Here is a 21775-nt window from a genome sequence, read left to right on the forward strand (position 1 = left end):
TCCGCGAGTCGATTTTGTGCACCCTTTTTCCCGCGCAGCGGCTCTACGCACCGGAGTCTTCATGTTCGAACGAATCACGAATTCCTGGACCCTGTTCTCGGGGTTGTTGTGTGGCGTCATTCTCCTGATGATCAGTGTTCGACCGGATCTGCAGCCCCGACCTGGGCACGAGCAGACCCCGGCCCACGAGATCGAGCTGGCCGGTAAGATCCTGAGCTTGAGCTGCGGGACCGTGCTCACGTACCGCATGGTGCGCGGCGCTCGGCAAGCTGCTCAGGGCCAGGTTGATCGGTCGCAGCGCGGCGCCTGAGTCTGGTTCAGCGCGAGCGGCGTGACGGCGCGCTCACTGGTCGAGAAACTCGATCAACGCATGATTGAACGCCTCGGGGTGCTCCATGTTGGGCGCGTGCCGAGCATCGGGGATCACCACCAGCGTCGCGTCGAGCATCTTCGTCAGCCGCTGCCCCGCGTCGAGAGGAAACACGGGATCATGCTCGCCCCACACGACCAGCGTTGGCCGTGGGGCGGGCAGGGGCCGGCTCGAGAATTCATCGATGTCGGCCACGAGTGTGTCGATCAGCGCGGCCTTCTGCGTGGGGTGATTCGCATACAGTCCGGTGAGGATCTGTCGCTTGGCCCAGTCCGGCGCCCTGGGTGGGCGCTCGTACGCGAGCTCGAGCAGCACCTGGACCCCCGCGATGTCCGTGGGGATCAAGAACTCCGCGGCCGACTGAACCTCGAACCGGGCACACAGCGCGCGGTACTCTGGCAGCGAGAAGGCCCGACCCGGGCTGTCGACCAGGACCAGCTTGCGGACCCGATCTGGCTCGTTGACCGCGAGCTCGTGGGCGACGAGGCCGCCGTAGCTGACCCCGACCACGTCGACGCGGTCGAGCTCGAGCTCGGCGAGCAGCAGCTGGACCGTGTGAACTTGGGCGTCGAGTGAGAAGTCCTCGACCGCCGCGATCGACTCGCCGAACCACAGCAGATCGGGGACGATCACCCGCCGGGTCTTGGCCAGCGCCTCGACCTGGTGCGGCCACTGCCAGATCGCCGAGGCGCCAAACCCATGCAGAAGCAGCACGGGCGTGTGCTGGCTGGAGGCGTGCGGGCCGCTGTCGCGGTAGGCGAGCTCGAGCCCGGTGGCGTGCAGCGTGTGGGCCGACAAGTCCGCCCGGGTGTAGCGACGCTCGAGCCGGTTCTCGGTCATGCGGACCACGTTGCAGCCGCTCGCGCTCACGAGCAGCGCCGCTGCGGTCCAGCGCGCGATGGTGTCGGTGATCTCGGGCATTTGAAGTTGGTTCAGATCGGATCGCAGACGCCGTCGCAGTAGGTCTCGACGGTGCCGGTGCGGAGGAACTGCTCGACGGTGGTCACCGCGATCGGGATGTCCGCGAGCTTGCCGTGCGGGTCTTCGCCCTCGGTCATGGGCACGTTCACGATCGGCTCGGGGCCCAGCCCCCAGCCGTACTCGATCATCGCCGAGCCAACGTAGGGCTGCTCGACGACGTCGATCTCGAACAGGTCGCGGTTGGCCGGGCCGATCTGCGGGACCCCGAGCTCGCGGGCCATGACGTGGGCGCCGAGGGTCGTGACCTGGTGATCGCCGATCGAGACCAGCATCAGGACCTCCTTTTCATACGAGCCCGGCAGTGGATCCAAGATGATGTGACGCGTGAACCCAGACGGCTCGGCGCGGTCCCACTGCAATTGGACCAGCTCGACGAAGAAGCGCAGATCGAGCTTGTCCGCGTAGACCGTGTTGATCAGGGTGAAGAACTGCGAGAAGTTGACCGAGCGATTGAGCAGCAAGCTGTAGGGCTGGCCGGGGACCGCGAGCACGCCCCGGGTGACGTCGGGGCTCAGCGCCATGTAGCAGCTGCCAAAGATCCCGCCCTGGCTGCCGCCGAAGTACCAGGGGTCCTCGGGGTTGACCATGCTGCCGTTGACGCCCTGCATGATCGGGTCATCGGCGAACTTGCCTTGCAGCATTCGCATCGCCGCGAACGCGTTGAAGAAGCCCTGCTGCAGGCGATCGGGCACGGTGTGGAAGTCGTCGATGTGACCGGTCGAGAGCAGCTGCACGATGTTGTCGACGTCGTCTTCGGCCATGCCGATCCAGTCGGTAGCGAACACGATCACGTTGTGATCGGCGGCCATCGCCTCGAGGTGGTCGGCGGTGATCTCCCAGCGCGAGCCAAGCATCCCGTGACCGTAGGCCATCAGCCGCGCCGGGCTGTCGGCGGCCGAGGTTGGCACGTGGATCAGCACCGGATACTCGGCGGTGCCGCTGGGCTCGGGCAGGCCGTCGTCGCCGTGGATGATCGCTCCGCCGCCGCCGGGGTCGTCGAGGAACAGCGGCACGGTCATCGTCGCCTCGATGCGCATGGCGATGCCGGGGGCCGGATCCACGGTCACGTTGTCGATCACATAATCGGGCCCATCCGGGCCGACCAAGGCCAGGCCCTCGTCGACCATGTGGACCGCGCTGCCCGTGATGTTCTCGTCGCTGGCGGTCGAGAAGTCCCAGGCGAGCTGCAAGCTCTCGCGCGCGATCCCGGCGTCTGCGAGGCGCGCGAAGATGTCGGCGTAGAGGGGGCGCCGCTGCTCGATCGAGGGATCTTCGCTGGCGGTGTCGTCACGTAGCGCGAGGAAGGCTTCGCTGGCGGGGAGCGGCGTCCCGGACGGATCGACGACCTGACGGATCGCCACGATGTAGCGGGTGTCGGGATCGAGGCGCACGGCCGGGCGGATCATGAAGGCCCGACGCGCGTCGTCGGTGTGAGACACGTCGAGCTCGGCCCAGTGGGGCACGCGCTCGCCGGTGCTGGTATCGAGCAGCACCGTGGGCGAGTCGGGGGACAGCGAGGTGGCGATCGTGATCGGCGTGGCGAGCCCGGTTGTCGTGGCGCCGGGCATGAAGGTCATGATCGTGCTCGACGGCGAGAACCCGTCGCTTTGGTTGAAGCTGCTTGGGTCTGGCTCGTAGTTGGACTTGGGCATCAGCGCTTGGCTCAGCGCCAGGCGGCGGCCTGTGGGGGTGCTTGGGTCGGCCTCGGAGAACACGTTGTTGGGGAACGGGAAGCCGCACAGCTCGGGGACCAGCGGATCGCAGTCGAGCGTGGGCCAGTCGACGACCGCCTCACCGTCGCCGTCGCCGTCACCGTCGCCATCACCATCGCCGTCGCCATCACCGTCACCGTCACCGTCACCATCGCCGCTGGTCTCAGTGCTGGTCTCGACCGCGGGGGACCCGTCGTTGCAGGCTGCGGACCCCAGCGAGAGCAGCGCGCAGCCAAGCAGCGCGGGCCAGCGAGAGGTCGATCGAGGGCTTGGCAAGCGTGTCATGGACAGAGGGTATTACGAGCTGGGCCCGCGCGGGCGATCTAGGTTAGAACCACGGCCATGCTCGACGCCGCAGCCTGCGTGGGGACCCACGACCTGCTGCTGCTGACCCTCGATACGCTGCGCTACGACGTCGCGGTTCAGGCCCTGCGGGACGGCAAGACGCCCTACTTGGCGGCGCTGCTGCGTGGGACCCCCGCGGGCAAATGGGAGCGACGGCACACACCGGGCAGCTTCACCTGGGCCGCCCACCAGGCCTTCTTCGCTGGGTTCTTGCCAACCCCGATCGAGCCGGGTCCGCACCCGCGTCTGTTTGCGATGGCGTTCCCCGGGAGCGAGACGATCCATGAGCGGACCGCGGTGTTCGAGGCTGGCGATCTCGTCTCGGGGCTTCGCGGTCGTGGCTATCACGCGATCTGTGCCGGCGGGGTCGGGTTCTTCAATGGCCTGACCCCGCTCGGCAGCGCGATGCCGCGGTTGTTCGACGAGCACCGCTGGAGCCCGGAATTTGGCGTCACCGATCCAGACTCGACCGCCCACCAGGTCGCGTGGTGCTGTGATCGCGTGGCCGCGCTGCCCGACGCGCGCCGGGTGTTTTGCTTCGTGAACGTGTCTGCCCTGCATCAGCCCAATTGTCATTACCTGCCCGGTCGCGAGCGCGACGATCCTGAGACCCAGGCGGCGGCGCTCGCCTACGTCGACGGTCAGCTCGCGCCCTTGTTCGCGGCGCTGCGTCGGCGCGCGCCGCTGCTGGCGATCGTGTGCTCGGACCACGGCACCGCGTACGGCGACGACGGCTACGTCGGCCACCGCCTCGCGCACCCGGTCGTGTGGGACGTGCCCTACGCCGAGCTGCTGCTGCCGCAGCAACAAGCGCAGGAACAAGCGCAGCAACCAGCCCGGGGGGTCGCGTGAGCGAGCTGGAAGCGAGCGCGGGCCACAATCGGGTCCGCGGCTACGGTCGGGATCCGCGGCCGGCCGACGTCGCCGCACTGCTGCGGGGCTCGCCGTTTGTTGGCTATGGCTACGCGTACCCGCACAAGACCGCCTATCGGGCCCTGCCGCAGCCGCGGCCGCTGCACGAGGTGTGGGCCACCGAAGATCACCAGCACCTGTTCTTGTATGTGCACGTGCCGTTTTGCGGGGTCCGCTGCGGCTTTTGCAACCTGTTCACGCAAAAGCACCCAAGCGCCGAGCTGCCCGGGCGCTTCATCGACACGCTCGCGCGGCAGATCGACGCGGTCCACGAGGCGATCCCAAACGCCCGCTTCGCCCGCTGGGCGCTCGGCGGCGGGACCCCAACGCTGCTCGATCCCGATCAGCTCGAGCGCGTGTTCACGCTGCTCGACGATCGCTGGGGCTTGGACTTTGCGGGCACCCCTGGCTCGGTCGAGACCTCGCCCGAGACCTGCACCGCGGCGCGCTTGGCCGTGTTGCAGGGGCGGGGGACCTCGCGGATCAGCATTGGGATCCAGAGCTTCTTCGCCGACGAGCTGCGCGCGCTCGGGCGCCCGCAGGCGGTCACGCTGGGCGAGCAGGCGCTGGATCGGATCCGCGAGCACAGCGATGCCTCGCTCAACATCGATCTGATCTATGGCATCGCTGGCCAGACCCCGCGCAGCTTCGTGGCGGCGATCGATCGCGCGCTGACCTGGGCCCCCGAGCAGCTGTATCTGTACCCGCTCTACCAGCGACCGCTGACCGGGCTGGGTCGGCGCGAGCGAAGCTGGGATGACCAGCGGCTCGCGTGCCTGCGCGCGGGTCGGGACCACCTGCTCGCGCTTGGCTACGAGCAGGTCTCGATGCGGATGTTCCGACGGCTGACCAAGCCGGGGCGCGACGAGGGGCCGGTCTATTGTTGCCAGGCCGACGGCATGATCGGGCTGGGCGTTGGCGCGCGCTCGTACACGCGCTCGCTGCACTACAGCGATGATTGGGCGGTCGGCAGCGCCGGCATCCGCGAGATCGTGGGCGACTGGATCGAGCGCAGCGACGCGCAGTTGCGGCTCGCGGGCTACGGGATCGAGCTGAGCGGCGACGAGCAGCGGCGGCGCTGGCTGATCCAGTCGCTGCTGCAGCGCGAGGGCCTGTCGCTGCGCGCGTACGCCGATCGCTTCGGTGCGCAGGTCGAGGACGAGTATCCAGACGAGATCGAGCAGCTGCGCGCGCACCAGCTGATCGTGCGCGAGTCTGGCCCGCAGTCTGACTACCTGCGGCCGACCACGACGGGGCTCGAGTGGGCCGACGCGATCGCCCCGTGGCTCTACTCCGAAGCCGTGCGCGCGGCCTCGAAGGACTTCGAGCTGCGCTGATGTTCGATCTTCACATCAATTGGCGGGGCCCGCTGTCGAGCTGCAACTACGACTGCGGCTATTGTCCGTTCGCCAAGCAGGTCAGCTCGCGGGCCGAGCTCGCCCAAGACGAGGCCGATCTGGCCCGCTTCGTGACGTGGTGCGGCGACGCGGAGGCCCACCAACGGCGGCTCTCAATTTTGTTCACGCCGTGGGGCGAGGCGCTGATCCGGCCGTACTATGCGAGCGCGCTGGTCGAGCTCTCGCACATGCCTCACGTCGCCGCGGTCGCGATCCAGACCAACCTCTCGAGCCGGCTCGAAGCGCTGGCCCAGGCCAAGCGGCAGACCTTGGGGTTGTGGACGACCTTCCACCCGAGCGAGACCAGCGTTGACGCGTTCGCGGATCGCTGCGCCACGCTCGACGACATGGGGATCCGCTACAGCGTGGGTGTGGTCGGCCTGCGCGAGCACTTTGACTTGATCGAGCAGCTGCGGGCTCGCCTGCGCGCGAGCGTGTACCTGTGGATCAACGCCTACAAGAGCCGCGGTCCGGGCTACTACGTGGATGGCGAGCACGAGCGGCTCGCCGCGATCGATCCCTTGTTCTCGTACAACGCCGTGCGCCACCAGAGCCTGGGACAGCCCTGCGCAGCTGGCCGCGAGTCGTTGCTCGTGCGCGGCGACGGTCGCGTGAGCCGGTGTCACTTCGTCGAGCGATCGCTCGGCAATCTCTACGACGATGAGCTCGACGCCATGCTCGCGGATCGGCCGTGTCCCCAGTCGAGCTGTGGATGCTTCATTGGCTACGTCCACCTCGATCGCCTGAAGCTGCGCCCGCGGTTTGCCGACGGCCTCGCCGCCAGGATCTTGTAGGCGGCTCCGAATGGCCCGCCTACAGGACCGAAGACACGGTCTGGCGGACGGTCTCGAGCCAGGCGGCGAAGTCTTCGCTGGGCTCGGGCGGGTCAATTGGCGGGTGGACGTGGCAGCGCATGCGCACGTTGGCGGTGAACGGGAGCCCGTTGTGGGCGAACAGCTCCGAGCCGCCAATGAGTGAGACCGGCAAGACCTTGCAGGGGCGCGTGGCGTCGAGCAGGGCCTGTGTGCCGCGGACTTTCCAGGTGCGGGCGACACCATCTTTGGCGCGGGTGCCCTCGGGGAAGATCGCGACGTTCCAGCCTTCGCGCTTGGCGTCGCGGCCAAGTCGCTCGATCTCGGCGATCGCGGCCTCGGGCTGCTTGCGATCGATGACCGCCGAGCCGCTAGCGGTGATCAGATACGAGATGCTGGGCCACCCATGGGCGAGCTCGCGCTTGGCCACGTAGCGGGGCTTGAGCTCGCGCAGCGCCGTCGCGATCACGATGACATCGGAGAAGCCCTGATGGTTGGCGACGATCAGGTAGCGCGCGCTGGGGTCGATGTGCTCGCGTCCAACGACCTCGAGCGTGGCCCCGGTCATGGCGAACGCCTGCCACATCACCTTGGCCAGCAGGTGTCCGGCGTCGACGAGCGACTCGCGGCCGCGCAGCTTGTTGATCGCCCGCAGCGGGAGGTCGCAGCTGAGCATCGTCGACGCCAGCAGGGCCGAGGCGGGGATCGAGCGAGTCCAGTCCTGGAGGGTCGCCTTGGCGTGTGTATCGGCCACGGCCGGATCCTCTAGCGGACGTAGATCTGCATGTAGTTCTCGCCCGCGCCCTGTGCCCCGGTGTTGAGGTTCAGGGCGTTGGCGAAGCCGAGATAGTTGAATTCCGTGCTTGGGAACTGCATCGGGCACACGCCGCAGGGGCCGTGCGGGCCAAGCCCGAACTCCGCTGGGTCGTCGAACGGACAGCCCGCGCCCTTGTCAGCGCTCCACACCGGACCAAACGACGCGGTGTTGGAGCCGGACCCAAAGTCCATGCACGACACCAGGTCCATCTCGTGGTCACCCAAGTTGAAGTAGAGATCCGTGTCGCACAGCTGGCCGGACTCGGTGAGGGTGCCGGCCGCGAGCTCGTGGCCGTTGCCCGCGAGGCTGTAGTCACACACGGGCGAGCCGGCGGCCACGATGATGTCGCCCAGGGTCTGGGCGCCAACGCCAACGTTGGCGTAGTGAGCCCAGACATCGGAGGGCTGGTGGACGAACAGCAGATCCGTGGCTGGGAGCGCGTGATAGGCCGGCGACATGAAGTCCAGGTGGGTCATGTCGAGCGAGCCGACTGTGTCGGGCTCACCGGCGAGCTTGGCCCGGTTGTTCCACGTCCAGGTGTTCTCGCCGTCGTCGCTGGCCGTGAACACCAGCGTCCAGCCACCGCCGCTCTTGCTCATGTGGCAAAACACGTCCATCTCGGGGATCGGTCCGGCGGCGCCGTCGGGGTCGATCGCTATGACTCCATCGCCGGCCGCGGGGTTGAACGCGCGCCAGTCCTGGCAGCTGATCGGGAGCTGACAGATGTTGGTGTCGTTGCGACCGCCGGGGCCACACACGGGGAACAGACAGTCGTTGGCGATCGTGCAGGCCTCGCCGAAGTCGCAGCCCATGTTGCACGCTGCGATCCCGCAATCGACGGCGATCTCGTCGCCGCTGACGATCCCGTCATCGCAGCTGGGGGGCATGCACAACGTCGTGCACGAGTCGGTGTTGTCGGAGTTGCCGTCGTCGCATAGCTCGCCGGTCTCGATCTCACTGTTGCCGCAGACCGCGACGATCTCTTCGCAGATGCCGCCGTTGCACACGAGCCCCGCATTGCATCCGTCGCCTGACGTGCACTCGCAGTCGAGCGTGCCAACGTCACACGGCTCGTCCGTGGTGCTGGTGTCCGCCGTGGTGCTGGTGTCCAGCGAGCCGACCTCGTCGCTGCCGCCACGGAAGCAGGCGAGCGGAAGTACCAACGCAAGAAGGATGGACCGGGAGTGACCGGTAAGGGAGACGCTGTTCAAAGGCATGTTGATCGCTCCGGTGGTGGCGTAGCCACCAGGGCGGCCAGCATACACAAACTCGATTCCCCCACGAAAGCATCGCTCGCAGTTGGGAGCTGCGTGGTCCTGACGTACGCATCGCGCGCGAGCGCGAAACGCAGGAGCGGGATCAAGCAAGGAGGGGCGCAGGGACTCAGCGGTGAGCCAGCTCGGCGAGGCGAGCCACGCCCTCGACGAGCTCGTGAGTCTCGTAGAACGCAAAGCTCAGCCGCACGAAGCTGCTCAGATCTCGCTGGACTGCGCAGCGGCTGCCCGGGATGAAGCGCAGCTGGGTCGCGCGCTCGAGCAGCGTGGCAGTGTCCACACGTTGGCCCAGATCGAAGCCCAGATCGAAGCCCAGATCGAAGCCCAGATCGACCCAGCAAAAGTACCCGCCGCGCGGCGGGAGGAAGGCCGCGTTGGGCAAGTGCGCGTGCAGGGCTTCGCTCAGCGCCTGGCAGCGTGCACCAAAGACCGCGCGCAGCTGGTTGACGTGGCTGGCCAAGAACCCGCTGTCGAGCGTGTGATGCACGATGTTCGCGATCACCGGGTTGAGGCAGCCGCCGCTGCGCAGGGCCCCGTGAGCCGCGAGTCGCTCGATCAGCGCGGGGGCGCCGTGGGCCCAGCCCAGCCGCAGGCCGGGGGCGAGCAGCTTCGAGAACGATCCCAGGGCTAGCACGCGGCCGCGGCCCTGGTCGTAGCGGGCGAGGCTGCCGGCGTAGTCGTCCTCGTCACCAGGCGAGTAGCGCAGCGCAGCGTAGGGCTCGTCGGCGACGATGATGAAGTCGTGGCGCTCGGCGAGGTCGATCAGCCGAAGCGCCCGCGCGGAGCTGAGGCTGACCCCGGTCGGGTTCTGGAACGCGGGGATGCAGTAGACGAAGGCGGGGGGCGGCGTGTCGGGTTGGGTGAGGAGCTGCTCGAGGGCGTCGACGTCGAGCCCCGCCGCGTCGGTTGGGATCCCGCGGACCTGCAGGCCGGCGCTGGCGAAGATGTCGTGGGCCAGGAAGTAGGTCGGGTCCTCCGTGATCACCGTCGCGCCGGGCTGGGCGAAGGTCTCGCTGACGAAGGTCAGGGCCGACGAGGTGCCGCCGGTGACCATCAGCTCGTTGGGGGAGACTTCGTGGGCGTACTCGGCGGTGAGGAACGCGGCCAGCGAGTCGCGAAATTGCGGGTACCCGCGGGCCGTGCCGTACTGGAGCACCAGGGGATCGTTGCCTTCGCGCAGCTGCGCGGCGGCGGCCTGTCCAAGGGCCGCGATCGGGAGCAGCCGCGGCGACGGTTGGCCAAGCCCGAGGTTGATCACGCCCGGCGGCGCGGAGCTCTGGACGAAGGGGCCAGCCTGGACGGTGAGCGGGTGATCGGGATCTAGACCCTTGCGATCCAGACCCTGGGTCATGGCGATGGCTCGGGGTCGAGGAAGCCGAGCAGCGCTCGCGTGAACCGCTTGGGTTGCTCGAGGTGCGCGGCGTGATCAGCCTGGGGGATCACGACCCACTGGCGCTCGGGCACGGTCATGCGGGTGAACAGCTTGGCCTGCCACAGCTGCCTGGCGATCGGATCCGCGACGCCGTGGATGACGAGGGTGGGGATCGTGATCAGCTCGGCGTCGAGGGCGTCGAACTGCTCCATCGCGCGCCAGTCTGTGCGCACGGGATCGGCGGCGAGCGAGGCTTTGACGTAGGCCGCGATCGCGGCCTCGCTGATCGTGCCTTCGGTGATGAAGTCGCTGCGCGCCGCGGGCTCGGTGTTGGCTTCGTTCGCGGGTTCGGTGGGTGCGGTGTCGGGCGGGGTGCGGGTGTCGAGGTCGCGCGGGTAGCCGTAGAGGATCAGCGCGTGCGCGGCCTCGGGGTGCCGCTGCACGGTCAGCTGGGCGACGAGCGAGCCGAGCGACCAACCCAGCAGATCGGGCGCCTCGCCTTGGGCGGTCTGGATGTAGGCGAGCGCGGCTGCGAGATCCTCGGCGGCGCGATCGGGCTCGACCCACCCGCTGGCGTCGCGCGGCGTGCCACCGTAGCCGCGCAGATCGAGCGCGTAGGCGGGGATGCCGTTGCTGACGAGGGTCTGCATCAGCGACAGCGAGGTGTCGTCGCCGACGCGCAGATCGAAGTCGGGGAGGCTGCTCCAGGTGCGACCGTGGACGAGCAGGATGGAGCGGTGAGGGGGGTGCTCGGGGTCGGGGGGGGGGAGCAGCGCCCACAGACGCAGCTCGTGGCCGTCGTCGGCCTTGACGGTGAGGGCTTCGACCTTGGGCGCGGGCGGTGGGGCGTCCTGGCTCGGCTCGGCGGGGGGCGCGGGGGCGACTTGTGCGGTTGCGGTGTTGGTGGTTGGGGGGCAATCGGTCGTCGAGGGGCGCGAGCAGGCGGCTAGTGTGCAAGCGAGCAGCAGCGAAATTCGAAGCGAGCTGGACACGGACTCACGTTCGCACGAGCCCAGGAGCGTGCCCAGCCCGAAGGACCTGTACCTGCTCATTTGGCTAGGCTGAAGCCCCCGCAAGCGTGCCCCGCCCGAAGGACCTGTACCTGCTCATTTGGCTAGGCTGAAGCCCCCGCAAGCGTGCCCCGCCCGAAGGACCTGTACCTGCTCATTTGGCTAGGCTGAAGCCCCCGCAAGCGTGCCCCGCCCGAAGGACCTGTACCTGCTCATTTGCACACGGGGCGCGGGCGATCATCTCCGGCCAGCAAGCACTCACGCACCCAAGGTTCCAGCACCTCCGCGATCTCGCACGCCTGCGACTTCTGCGGGTTGTGCCCACCGTCGTCAAAGCGCAATCGCGGCCCACTCGGACACGCCCGGCCAAGCTCCAACCCGATCGCGGGCTCGACCAGGGGATCGTCGTCACAATTGACCAGCAAGGTCGGCGCCAACAAAGCCGCGACCGCATTTTCGATCAACCGGAAATCGACCGCGGCGACGACCTCCAAGCTTCGACGGATGTCCCGATCAGAGGTGCGCGCCGGAAACCCAGCGCGACGAAACCCAGCCGCCACGATCCGCATCAGCGGCCGCCGCAAGATCGGCGCACGAAGCCCGCGGTTGACGGCTGGAGGCAGCCCCCTCATCGCCCGAAAGCCCCGATGCGGCCGCAGACCCACCGAGGAGATCAGCGCCAACCCGCGCACCCGATCGCGGTCGCGGCTCGCGGCGATCAACGCCTGCGGCCCCCCGAGCGAGTGCCCCACCAGCACCGCGCGCTCGATCTCGAGGTGATCGAGGCGATCCAGCACGTGCTCGGCGAGCGCCGACAACCGCGGGGATATGGGCTCCGTCCCACCGAAGCCCGGCATGTCGAGGCGGATCACGCGAAGCCCCGCGCGCTCGAGCGGCGGCGCGAGCCAGCGAAAGTCGCGGTGCGATCCCGGCAGCCCGTGCACCATCACGACGCAAGGCCCCTCGCGCGGCCCGCTGTCGACCCACGTGATCGCGCGGCCCTGCAGCATCCCGCGACACAGCGGTGGATCGGAGGCCTGCTGCGGGTGCACGCGCCTCCACTAACATGGTTCTTGGTGTCCTTCGCCGCCTGCTACCATCGCCGCCGGTCATGGCCTTCGACCACGCTCACCACGAAGCCATGAGACTCCCGCAGCTCGCGTTGCTGCTGTCAGCGTCGATGCTCGTGCTGGCGTGTCAGCGACCGGGGGCCAGCGCCGCACCCGAGCCCGGTCCAACCCGCCTGCCGATCCTCGATCGAGCCTACGGCGCCCACCCCGACTACGTCGACGCGCTCGCGCCTGGTGACCAGCTCGACGCGCTGAGCCTACCGCTGGCCGATCAGGGCCGGTTCGAGCTCGCCGACTCGCTCGCGGCCGGACCCGTGGTGCTGGTCTGGATCGGCGGCGCCGAGCATGAGGCGCTCACGAGCTGGGTGCGTGGCCTGGATCGTGAGCTCGCCCAGCTCGAGGCCCGCGCCGCGACCTTGGTGTTCGTGCGCCCGCTCGAACCGGAGGCCGCGCTGCGCTGGGCCAACGACGTCGCCCTGCAGACCCCCGTCGCGGGCGATCCCGACGCCGATCTCGCCGCGCGCCTGATCCCCGTCACCGCGCCCGAACACGCTGGCGGGCTCGACTTCGCCGTGATCATCCTGACCACCGGAGGAACGGTTGCCTACCGCAAGCTCGGCGGCCGCCGCCCGGATCTCGCCGAGCTGCTCGCCGTACTCGACGGCGACGCCCAAGCGCTCCGCTGCTGCCCCGGCGCCTGCGTGGGCGAGCCCTGCATCTGAGCAAAGGCGCGCGAGGACGCTAAAACCGGACGGCAGCGGTGGCGCCAACGCTGCCGCGGGCCGCCCCGGGCATCACGGACCACTGCGGACGCTGATACTTCTCGAGGTTGCGCCGATAGTTGCCAGCCCACGAGAACAACCCCAACCCAGCATTGAGCATCAACGCCCCGCCATCCGACGCGGCGATCCACAGCGCCCGCCGCTGCACGTTGCACTCCCACGAGGTGCAGGGGTTTTGGGCGTCGGTGTAGACCAGCGCGTAGTGAGCCGCGATCGAGGCCACGCCGAGGCCCGTGAAGATCGCCCCGAACACGTACCGACCGTTGGGGTTGCGCACGCGCCCGTCGCCGTAGACGGTCTGCCACGCTTTGTGCTGACCAAGCGCACCCGAGCCGATCATTGTGAGCACCATCGAGGTGCCGTACGCGGCGCCAACGAACATGTCGTTCGCGTCCAAGCCGGGGGAGTCGAAGTAGTCGAAGCAGCCGGTGAGGCTGTTGAACGGCGCGCCGCCGCTGGAGCTGGCTTGCCAGCGCTCGCAGTTGCGGGTTGCGTGGTCGACCTGATCGAGGCGACCGCCAAGCCCAACGCCAAACGCCACGCCGGCGCCAACGAACAAGCCGATGCCCATCATTGGCTTGTTCGGCGTTCGGATCACCGGCGCGGGTGGGGCGAGCGGAACGGCGGGCGCTGGTTGAGAGACCGCCACGCTCGAGCTTGGCCCCCAGTCGGGTACGGTGGGCGGCGGCGGCTGGGGAGCGGGCGCCAGGGGAACGACGATGATCGGCGCCTCCGTGGCGTCACCGGGAGCGGCGAAGCTCAGGGTCGAGGCGAGGGCCAGTCCAAGCAACGGCGACGGCATGCCGCGAGGGTAGCACTTTGGCGGACGCTTGCCTTGGCGATGTCTCAGGCAGCGAGCGCAGGCTGGCGGCGGGGTTGGGGCTTGGCCACCTGGCCGGTTCGCATGGCCAACAGGGCCCGGAAGAAGGGACCCGTCGTGGCGGCGTTGATGAGCGCGGAGTTGAATTTGGTGCTGATCTTGGAGGTCATGGCAGACGCCTCTTGGTTGGGGCGCTCTCTAGGACCTGTCCGGTAGGGTGTCGATGGCCACAGTGGGCCAAAGGACAGGGCCAAAGGGGGGCGCCAAAGGGGGGGCGCCAAAGAGCTGGGTCACACGGGGCTGGCGGCTTTCAGGTTGGTCAGGACCCCGTCGACGTGCTCGACCGTGACCCGCTTGCGCCCGCTGGATTGGGTCGCGGTGATGTCCAGATCCCACAGCTCCTGCGCGATACACCAGTCAGGGCTGTCGACGGCGACGATCTCGAGATCCGTGGTCTCGAACCCGAACCGGCCCGTGGTCGCCCCGCAGCGGTCCAGCGCGGCCTGGACCATGGAGTCGAAGCTCACGCGGTGGGGGGTCCCGTGGGTGCGCAGGCCATGGCCGTGGCCACACCCAAAGGAACCGCCGTAGCCGCCCAGACCGATCGTGCCAAGGCCCGAGCGTGGCGCGGCAGCGGGGCCGTCGAAGCCGGCCACCGCCCACGCCGACGTGTACGGCGAGATCACCTGGGCGTGAAAGGCCAGCGCGGTGCGATCCGCGTCGGACAGGAGGTCGTCCGGGTCGTCCGTGGCGAGGGCCGCGGCGACCCGGCGCCCGGCTGCATCGGTGGGGATCGCCGCCCATGCCCGGCGCTGGCCCCAGACCTCACCCACGAACACGGCGCGCTCGAGCGGGGCGCCCCGGTGGGCGAAATCGGCGTAGTGTTGGTGGGCGCCGGCCTCGAGCCAGGGTTTGAGCGCGACCTCACGCTGCTCGGCGCCGGCAAACTCGAGCTGGAGGGCCAGCGACCAGATCCGGGTGGGAGCGATCAGCTCGTTGGCGGCGCGCTCCGGGTCGAGCCGGCTCGCGCCGATCTCCCACAGCATGCCCCCGGCGCCGCGCGCGACCGCGGTCCAAGGATCCATGGCGGCGCCAGGTGCGAACTCGACTCGATCACTCGGATTGACGCGGACCACGTGGACGCGAGGGGTCGCGGCGGCGGCCGCCTGCCGGGCGTCGTCGACGGGGAAGTCGTGGCGCAGGTAGAGATCGCTCAGCACGATGATCCAGTCGACGCCGTCGGCCGTGGTCGGCTGCTCGAGCAGACCGCGGGCGACGTCGATCGCCGCGCCGATCTCACTGCCGTTGCCGACGGCGATGTCGAGCTTGGGCAGATCCTCGCCCGCCCAGCCGGCGGGCACGAAGTCGTGATAGACGCGGCGAACCCGACGGTCGAACAACAGCAGCTCGGCGGTGGCTTGGCTCGACGCGTTCGTTTGCGCGAGCTGCTCGAGGTACGCGGCGCCAAGGCTCACGAGCTGGGTACGCTCCCGCGCACGGATCGAGCGCGAGGCGTCGAGGACCACGACGACGCGACGGACTTTGGGCAGCCGGGCCAGCTCGCTCGGGGCCTCGAAGTCGCTGACCAGCAGGTGGGGGAGATCGGTCGGGCTGACGCCAGGGTCGAGCGCGGCGAGGGCTGCGGGCGTGGAGGCGACGAGCTGGGCGAGATCGAGGTCGGCCGCGCTCGCGTGACCGCTCCCACGATCGCGCGCTGTGAACTCGAGCCGGTGCTCGAGATCGCCGTCGAGGCTCGCGCCGCTCGGCAGGATCAGCTGACCGTCGACGCTGAGGGTGAACGCGGGGTCGGCTGGTGGGTCGAGCTCGACGGTGGCGTGGCGGCCGTATGGCGACATCTGGGGCAGCTCGATCACGTGCCGTCCGTCCGCGTACACGCTGGGCACGAACACGCGGTACGACACGCTGCGCGTGTGCATGGGCGGGATCGGGTAGATCGAGAGGCTCGCCTCGCAGCCCCACGCCGACCGGCTCACGTGCACGGCCGTGTCGGCGTTCAAGGCCGGCTCAATGTCGGCGGGCGGCCCCTCGACCCACGCCTGCCAGCGATCCCACGCCTCGTCGGTGTCGAGCAGCTCGGCCGGTCGCCAGATCAGCGCGCCGGTCTCGTCTGGCGCTTGCACGGCGACGGCGTCGAGTGACGCCGAGCAGGGCAGGGGGATCGGGAGCTCGACCTCGGCGGGCAGCGGGCCCGGGTTGAACAGCGAGCGGGTCACGATCAGCGTCGCGCCCTCGGGGCTCGCGTCGAGCTGAACGTCGTGGACCCGCTCTTCGATCGGCGTCGAGCTGGGGATGGGGTTGCTCGCCGCGGCGACGGCCCCCCAGCTGAGTGACCCGCTCAGCAACAGGGTCGACGCAATCCGTCCACCAAGGGGTCCGCAAGCGGGCCCAAAGCCCGCGCCCGAGCTGAAAACACTTGCCACGGCGCCCACGACAGGAGGGTCCTCGACAAGTTCCGCGGCTCGAGACGCCCGCCGGGACTGGGTTTACGGCCCGCTCTGAGGGAGACTCGCGGCGTCTCCCCGCAGAGTGACGCCGCGTCCGCTCACAGCGACTGCACATCGACAATGCGCTGGGCGAGTTCCTCGTGCTCGAGCCCGCAGTTGGCTGCCTCACACAGCCAGCGCGCGGCGTCGGCCGGCTGCTTGAAGCTGCGGAACCGAACCCCGAGGACTTCGACGAGCTGCTCGCCCAAGTGGGTCGCGGCGGCTGCCATCAACCCGACCACGCCGGTCATCAACAACGCGACGGCCTCGTAGCCGGGCTCTTTGCGGGCGGCCTCGCGCCAGAACCTGCGGACCTCGACCGGAGGCAGGGGAACGACGCGCTCCGAGATCATCATCACGGGCACGCGCCCGCCGATCTCCTGACAGAATTCCAGGTAGTCGGCCTCGGCTTGGTGCGCGAGCTCGAGCGTGATCACATCGACGTATCGCGTCACGTGCACGCGGCCCGCGTCGGCGGTCACGAGTCGACCCGGCTCATGCACGCGAACGGGCACGCCCCACGGTCCCAGATCTTCGGCCCCGGACAAAGAGGGAGCTTCTGTTCACGGAGCGTTGGCGCCGCGATCCTCGACCGCCAACGCCACTCGCCACAGGCTGAGGATCACCGCGGCCAGACCAGCCGCGCGCGCGACCCAGATGGAGATCGGCGAGGGCCCAGCCTCGATCAGCAACAGCAGCGCAGCGATCACCACGCCGAGCTTGAGGGTCTCGATCACGGTGCCGCTCAACCACCACAGCGGTCGTAGCGCAACATGGCCGACCGCGCGCAACATCGTCATTGGGTGGTAGGGGCGGGCGTCATCCAACACGACCGCCGCCCTGGCGCGATCGAGCGCCAAGACTGGAAAGCTGACCAGCAGCAAGATCAGCGGCAGGGCCCGCGGACCCAAGCCGGCCGCGCAAGCCCCCGCGAGGCCCAGGCAGACCGCGCGAATCACCAGGCTGTAGCCGGTCTGGACCAACATCGCCGGGAGCTCGCGGCCGACAGCGCCCACGATCCACGCGAGCGAGCGCTGGCCGTCGAGGCGCGTGAGGATCGCTGGGGCGGCGAGCAGCGAGAAGATCCCGGCGACCACGGCCGCCGAGACCACGCTCGAGCTGATCGCGGCCGCGATCGCAGGCTCGTCGGCGAGCAGCTCGACGACCGCCCGAATCCGGTGACCGTCGTCGAACCACGTCCAGTCGCGCATCCCGGCGCGCGCCGCTGCACGGCCGGGACCCGCGAGCAGCTTGGCGGCTAACAGGTTCGCAACCCAGATCGCGAGCACGAAGCCCGGGGCGACCAAGACCCGGCGCAGCGCCGCGAACACCCGCGTCCGCCTGCGCGGGTGCTTGCGCGGGGGGACTGTCGCCGCGCCTGGGCTCAGGGGTGTTGCCAGGGTGTCGTCCATGCTCAGATCCCCAGGCCGCCAAGCACCGCGAGCGCGGCCGCTTCATCCATGTCGCCGAGCCAGCCCGAGAGCGGCTCCGCGGGTGGGTCCGCGGCGTCCTTGGCCCACGCTGCGTTGTCGAGCTTGCGGGCCTCGAGCAGCACCTGCATGCGCGGATCCACGATCGCCTTGGTCACCCGGCGACCCGGAAAGTCGAAGCGGTGATGGTCGGCCTGGCCGTCCCACACGAGGGTGAGCCGCTCGCCGTCGCCAAACTCGACGAGGACCTCGACGGGCATGCGGAAGCTGGTTCGGCGACCAACGACCACGAAGCCCTCGACGCGGTCGTCGTCGAGCGCGGCGACCTTGGTGTTCCAGTCGCCGGGGGTCTCGCTGCGCGTCAAGCCGCTGGGGCCGATCGGCGGCGCGTAGCCAAACAGGCCGGCGAGGGCCCGCTGCGTCGCGATGACGGCCTGCGGTGGCTCGGGCGGCAGCGGCTCGCCCTCGGCGACGCGGTGCCAGCCTGCGTCGCCGAGCGCCCGGCGGTTGCCGACCGCGAGCAGCCGAAAGTCAGGCAGCGCCGCGCCGCGCAGGCCCTGATCGAGGTAGTCCTGGACGTCGAGCCAGACCGTGCCCGGCCCGCCATCGCCGACCATCGCCAGGCGCCCGCGCTCATCCCCGATCTCCTCAACGAGGACACGCTCGAGCAGCGCCCCGTTGGGGTGGGCAAACCGGGCGAGCGCCGCGTAGCGGGCCATCGCGCGGTCCCACGGCGCGCGCCCACACAGCTCGCGCAGCGTGAGCATGACCGCCGCGGTCTTTTGGTAGGTCACGGCCCCGTACGACTCCACGACCGGATCAAAGCGGTCCGCCGGCTGATCGATCGGGTCTCGGTCGGCGCCAAACAGCATCGACAGCGCGATCAAGTCCTTGGTCGTGAGCGGGTGGCCAAGCAGCTCGACGACCCACGGATCGTCGCCGTAGGCGTCCCAGTACACCAGCTGATTGGCGGTCGTGTTCATGCCCTCGTCGAGCCACGGCTGCGCGTGCTCGTTGGAGGCGAACAGGCCCTGAAAATACTGGTGGCCAAACTCGTGCACGGTCGTGAACACGCCGGTGATCCGCTCGCGCAGCACCCACGCGGGCAGCGGTGAGTCGGCGATGTTCGAGGTCGTGTAGAGCGTGGGGTACTCCATGCCGCCGGCCCCCCCGGCGCCTTCGGGGGCGTGCACGATCGTGATCGTGGACCACGGGTAGCTGCCGAACCGGGCCTCCATGCTGGCCAGCGCGAGCTTCTGCGCCTCGAGGTGGGTGTCGGCGTCGTCGACGAACTTGGGCTGGATCAGCTGGCGGATCCGAATGCCCTCGTACTCGCCCCAGTGCTCGATGAAATTTGGATCGGCGACCCACGCGAAGTCGTGGACCATCTGCGCGCGGTAGTGCAGGCGCTTGCGGCCCTCGCTTGGCGCCTCTTCGCCCACGCGCACGCCGGTCGCGCCGACCACGTAGTCGCTGGGCACGTCGAGGAACACCTCGTAGTCGCCAAAGTCGGCGTAGAACTCCGAGAACAGCCCGAAGGTGTGCGCTTGCCAGCCGGCCTGCTCCTCGAGCACGCCGATCTTGGGGAACCACTGGCCGGCCATGTGGAAGTCGCCGTAGTAGCCGGTCCGCGCGAACACCTGCGGGAGCCGGGTCGTGAACTCGAGCTCGAGGACCACCGACTCGCCCGCGCCGACCGGCTCGGGCAGGGTCACGGTCATCGTCGAAGGCTCGGCGTCCTCGCCAAAGCGCAGCGGCACGCCCGGCTGCGACGGCGTCTGCTCCAGCACGATCCTCGGCTGCGCGGGGTTGTGGGCGAGCAGCGAGACCCGCGAGACGTCGACGAAGCCCCAGCGATCCCGCGCGAGATTCTGGCCGCGGTGGCTGCCCCGGGCGTCGGCCATCCACGCGCTGTCTTCGGCTCGGAACGCGTTCATGTACAGATGCAGCGGCAGGCGATCGACGCTGCGCGCGGTCCGGTTGCGCCAAGCCATGCGCAGGGTCCCGTGGATCTCGTGGGCGCGCTCGTCGAGCCGGGCGTCGATCCAATAGTCGACGACGTGGGCCTGCTCTGGGATCACCCCGCGCACCGACTCGGGCCGCAGCGCCTGCTCGGGCTCGGGGATCGCGGGGAAGCTGGGCGGCTCGGCGTCGTCGCAGCCGAGCGCGCCGGACCCGAGCGCGGCGACGATCCCGAGCCCGAGCGCGAGTGCTCGGGGCGTTCGACACGCTCGCGCGGCAGACCTGGACATGGCGGCGCATGGGTACCACCGGCCTCTGCAGACGCGCAATCGCGGCCAGTCCGGCGCCGGGGCTGTCCGCTCGCAGTTGACGGGCCAGGGGCGGTAGCGCGAAAATCGCGGCACATGCCACGGTCGATCGGACGGGTCCTGCTCACGTCGCTCACAGCGGTGGTCCTGATCGGGTGCAGCAAGCAGCCGTGCGGGGGCAAGGGCATGGTGATCGACGAGCGACCGCTCGACGGGACCTTGGGGCAGGTCATCGGTCCCGCGGGCGGGGTGATGTGTCGGCCCGCGCAAGACGACGGGCAGTATCAGGCGACCCACCGCCGCTACGAGCTGACCGACATGACGCCCGACCAGGCCGACGCCGCCTGGGCCAAGCACATGCAGTCCAACGGCTGGCAAGACGTCACGCCGCTCCCGCTCCTCGCCGCCAACGCCGACAACGCGGTGCGCGACGAAGAAGAGTGCGGGATCGTCGAGCAGTGGTACGCGAAGCCCGGCGAGCCAACCCGCGTGCAGGTGACCGTGAGCTACTGCGTCGACAAGGGGTGGAGCTCGGTCACCGTGTTCGCGTGTGACGATGACATCCCTCGCGCCGAGTGTCGCGACACCCCTGGTATCGACCCATGAAGTCGGGCAGGGCTACACTCGCGGGGCATGCCAGCGATCGAAGACCAGCCCGCGGGCGCAGACCCTGGGCGCGAGTTCGATGAGCCGCAGATGCTCGCGTGGGCCGAGGCGCTGGGCGCGAGCTTGCGGGGCGGCGACGTGGTGCTGCTGCGCGGTGAGATGGGGGCCGGCAAGACCACGCTGGTGCGGGCGCTCGCGCGGGGGCTTGGCGTGGCGCGGCCCGATCGCGTGTGCAGCCCAACCTATACAGTCTGCATGATTCACCCCGGCCCGGTCGCGCTGGTCCACGTCGATCTGTTTCGGCTTGGCGAGGACGGCCCGGTCGCGAGCGCGGCCTTCGAGGCGCTCGGGCTCGAGCACGACGAGCTCCCCGGGCCGGATCGCGTGCTGGTCGTCGAGTGGTCCGAGTTGTGGGCTGACGCACCGAAGCAACACCTCTCAATTGCGCTGTCACGGGTGCCAGATCAACCCGCCGTGCGCCGGCTGAGGCTCGAAGATCACCGCGAGCAGGCCCAGGCAGCGGCGACAGGACAGTGAGCAAGCCCCACGCACGCGGTCGCGTCGGCCTGTGATGCGGACCCCCGGATCGCCCGCGAACACCCAAAAATACCCCTGATTACGCCAGTTTGCGCGTGATCGGGATCGCCAGGTGGCGATCGCAGCGCCGTCTCGATCGAGCGCTCACGTGGGTGCCGGGGCCACTTTGGCCGAATTTGCCTTTGCCAAGCCCACCCCGCGCCGTTTATCGTGCGCGGCACCGCAGTCGTCGCGGTGTGGCCTAACGGCCGCAAACCCCGATTTACCAATCCCACGCACGCTCCCAAGCACACGAGAGGTCCCCGTCATGGCCAACAAACCCAAGGAAATCGTCGTCGTAGGCTCCAAGATCAAAGAGGTCGTCCGAGAGGCCGGCCTGCGCAGCGATGGCGAGCTCGTCGCCGCTGTCTCTGACAAGGTCCACGCGATGCTTCAAGCCGCGATCCACCGCTGCACCCAAAACGGGCGCAGCACCGTTCGACCGCACGATCTGTAACTTGGATCGTAGCGTCCGCTACTTCCCACGAGATCAGACGCGCGCGAGCCTTTGGTTCGCGCGCGTCTGCGTTTGACTGATACCCGAGATGACCCACGAATTCTTTGCTACGGCGCCGCGCGGGGCCGAGGACCTGCTTCTAGCCGAGCTCGAGGCGCTGGGCGCCGAGGGCCCGAAGGCGCGCACGGGCGGCGTCGCGTTTCACGGCCCGCTGGCGCTGGGCTACCGGGCCTGCCTGTGGTCGCGCGTGGCCGGCCG

At 69.2% G+C, this 21775-nt stretch carries 22 protein-coding genes; 9 read left to right on the forward strand and 13 right to left on the reverse strand.

Annotated features, from left to right (window positions below):
- The first annotated feature begins 61 nt into the window (after nucleotides 1-61).
- Nucleotides 62-310, forward strand: coding sequence for a hypothetical protein (locus DB30_RS34680; protein ID WP_146661959.1), 249 nt, complete (start codon nucleotides 62-64; stop codon nucleotides 308-310).
- Between the two features lie 33 nt (nucleotides 311-343).
- Here the strand turns inward: DB30_RS34680 and DB30_RS34685 are convergent, their stop codons facing one another.
- Both DB30_RS34685 and DB30_RS41910 read right to left on the reverse strand, forming a co-directional pair.
- A complete protein-coding gene (locus DB30_RS34685) occupies nucleotides 344-1291 on the reverse strand; it encodes an alpha/beta fold hydrolase (protein ID WP_052557286.1) in 948 nt (315 codons plus the stop codon).
- 11 nt (nucleotides 1292-1302) lie between these two features.
- Nucleotides 1303-3348: a hypothetical protein gene (locus DB30_RS41910; RefSeq protein WP_052557288.1), complete on the reverse strand. Its 2046-nt coding sequence runs from the start codon at nucleotides 3346-3348 to the stop codon at nucleotides 1303-1305.
- 57 nt (nucleotides 3349-3405) lie between these two features.
- Between DB30_RS41910 and DB30_RS34700 the strand changes: the two genes are divergently transcribed.
- Genes DB30_RS34700 through DB30_RS34710 form a run of 3 tightly spaced genes read left to right on the forward strand, consistent with a single transcriptional unit; the run spans nucleotide 3406 to nucleotide 6511 of the window.
- Nucleotides 3406-4260, forward strand: coding sequence for an STM4013/SEN3800 family hydrolase (locus tag DB30_RS34700; protein ID WP_052557290.1), 855 nt, complete (start codon nucleotides 3406-3408; stop codon nucleotides 4258-4260).
- The gene (locus DB30_RS34705; RefSeq protein WP_240480399.1) at nucleotides 4257-5657 is read left to right on the forward strand and encodes an STM4012 family radical SAM protein; all 1401 of its coding nucleotides are present in this window, start codon (nucleotides 4257-4259) and stop codon (nucleotides 5655-5657) included. Before DB30_RS34700 ends, DB30_RS34705 begins: the two co-directional genes overlap by 4 nt.
- Entirely contained in the window at nucleotides 5657-6511 is an 855-nt protein-coding gene (locus tag DB30_RS34710) for an STM4011 family radical SAM protein (RefSeq protein WP_052557292.1), read from the forward strand. The genes DB30_RS34705 and DB30_RS34710 overlap by 1 nt, the downstream gene beginning before the upstream one ends.
- A 19-nt stretch (nucleotides 6512-6530) precedes the next feature.
- On the opposite strand, the gene DB30_RS34715 is transcribed toward DB30_RS34710, so the two are convergent.
- From DB30_RS34715 to DB30_RS34735, 5 genes are all read right to left on the reverse strand, one after another.
- Entirely contained in the window at nucleotides 6531-7283 is a 753-nt protein-coding gene (locus tag DB30_RS34715) for a lysophospholipid acyltransferase family protein (protein ID WP_052557294.1), read from the reverse strand.
- Nucleotides 7284-7294: 11 nt separating this feature from the next.
- A complete protein-coding gene (locus tag DB30_RS34720; RefSeq protein WP_052557296.1) occupies nucleotides 7295-8509 on the reverse strand; it encodes a fibrinogen-like YCDxxxxGGGW domain-containing protein in 1215 nt (404 codons plus the stop codon).
- Between the two features lie 220 nt (nucleotides 8510-8729).
- Nucleotides 8730-9971: an aminotransferase-like domain-containing protein gene (locus tag DB30_RS34725; RefSeq protein WP_052557298.1), complete on the reverse strand. Its 1242-nt coding sequence runs from the start codon at nucleotides 9969-9971 to the stop codon at nucleotides 8730-8732.
- Nucleotides 9968-10984 carry an alpha/beta hydrolase gene (locus DB30_RS34730; RefSeq protein ID WP_052557300.1) on the reverse strand — a complete coding sequence of 339 codons (1017 nt, stop codon included), beginning with the start codon at nucleotides 10982-10984 and terminating at the stop codon, nucleotides 9968-9970. Before DB30_RS34730 ends, DB30_RS34725 begins: the two co-directional genes overlap by 4 nt.
- Before the next feature lie 230 nt (nucleotides 10985-11214).
- A complete protein-coding gene (locus tag DB30_RS34735) occupies nucleotides 11215-12054 on the reverse strand; it encodes an alpha/beta fold hydrolase (RefSeq protein ID WP_146661963.1) in 840 nt (279 codons plus the stop codon).
- Between the two features lie 59 nt (nucleotides 12055-12113).
- Here DB30_RS34735 and DB30_RS34740 point away from each other — a divergent pair, with 59 nt between their 5' ends.
- Nucleotides 12114-12794: a redoxin domain-containing protein gene (locus DB30_RS34740; protein WP_052557304.1), complete on the forward strand. Its 681-nt coding sequence runs from the start codon at nucleotides 12114-12116 to the stop codon at nucleotides 12792-12794.
- Between the two features lie 19 nt (nucleotides 12795-12813).
- Here DB30_RS34740 and DB30_RS34745 read toward each other — a convergent pair whose 3' ends face one another.
- From DB30_RS34745 to DB30_RS34770, 6 genes are all read right to left on the reverse strand, one after another.
- Nucleotides 12814-13656: a hypothetical protein gene (locus tag DB30_RS34745; protein WP_052557306.1), complete on the reverse strand. Its 843-nt coding sequence runs from the start codon at nucleotides 13654-13656 to the stop codon at nucleotides 12814-12816.
- A 44-nt stretch (nucleotides 13657-13700) separates the two neighbouring features.
- Complete coding sequence (locus DB30_RS34750) at nucleotides 13701-13844, reverse strand: hypothetical protein (protein ID WP_153258450.1); 144 nt, start codon at nucleotides 13842-13844, stop codon at nucleotides 13701-13703.
- 120 nt (nucleotides 13845-13964) lie between these two features.
- Nucleotides 13965-16115, reverse strand: a complete 2151-nt coding sequence (locus DB30_RS34755) for a vWA domain-containing protein (RefSeq protein WP_146661967.1) — start codon at nucleotides 16113-16115, stop codon at nucleotides 13965-13967.
- A 122-nt stretch (nucleotides 16116-16237) separates the two neighbouring features.
- The gene (locus DB30_RS34760) at nucleotides 16238-16726 is read right to left on the reverse strand and encodes a hypothetical protein (RefSeq protein ID WP_146661969.1); all 489 of its coding nucleotides are present in this window, start codon (nucleotides 16724-16726) and stop codon (nucleotides 16238-16240) included.
- 15 nt (nucleotides 16727-16741) lie between these two features.
- On the reverse strand, nucleotides 16742-17590 hold the full coding sequence (locus DB30_RS34765; RefSeq protein WP_052557312.1) for a hypothetical protein: 849 nt from the start codon (nucleotides 17588-17590) through the stop codon (nucleotides 16742-16744).
- A 2-nt stretch (nucleotides 17591-17592) separates the two neighbouring features.
- Nucleotides 17593-19860: a M1 family metallopeptidase gene (locus DB30_RS34770; RefSeq protein WP_052557313.1), complete on the reverse strand. Its 2268-nt coding sequence runs from the start codon at nucleotides 19858-19860 to the stop codon at nucleotides 17593-17595.
- Between the two features lie 114 nt (nucleotides 19861-19974).
- Here DB30_RS34770 and DB30_RS34775 point away from each other — a divergent pair, with 114 nt between their 5' ends.
- From DB30_RS34775 to DB30_RS43275, 4 genes are all read left to right on the forward strand, one after another.
- Nucleotides 19975-20484 carry a hypothetical protein gene (locus DB30_RS34775; RefSeq protein WP_052557315.1) on the forward strand — a complete coding sequence of 170 codons (510 nt, stop codon included), beginning with the start codon at nucleotides 19975-19977 and terminating at the stop codon, nucleotides 20482-20484.
- A 27-nt stretch (nucleotides 20485-20511) separates the two neighbouring features.
- Nucleotides 20512-21021, forward strand: coding sequence for a tRNA (adenosine(37)-N6)-threonylcarbamoyltransferase complex ATPase subunit type 1 TsaE (tsaE, locus tag DB30_RS34780; RefSeq protein ID WP_052557317.1), 510 nt, complete (start codon nucleotides 20512-20514; stop codon nucleotides 21019-21021).
- A gap of 307 nt (nucleotides 21022-21328) precedes the next feature.
- Nucleotides 21329-21517, forward strand: a complete 189-nt coding sequence (locus DB30_RS34785) for a hypothetical protein (protein ID WP_052557319.1) — start codon at nucleotides 21329-21331, stop codon at nucleotides 21515-21517.
- 88 nt (nucleotides 21518-21605) lie between these two features.
- A partial coding sequence (locus DB30_RS43275; RefSeq protein WP_153258452.1) for a hypothetical protein occupies nucleotides 21606-21775 on the forward strand: 170 nt, incomplete at its 3' end.

The sequence above is a fragment of the Enhygromyxa salina genome, from assembly GCF_000737335.2.
Taxonomy (GTDB): Bacteria; Myxococcota_A; Polyangia; order Nannocystales; family Nannocystaceae; genus Plesiocystis; species Plesiocystis salina_C.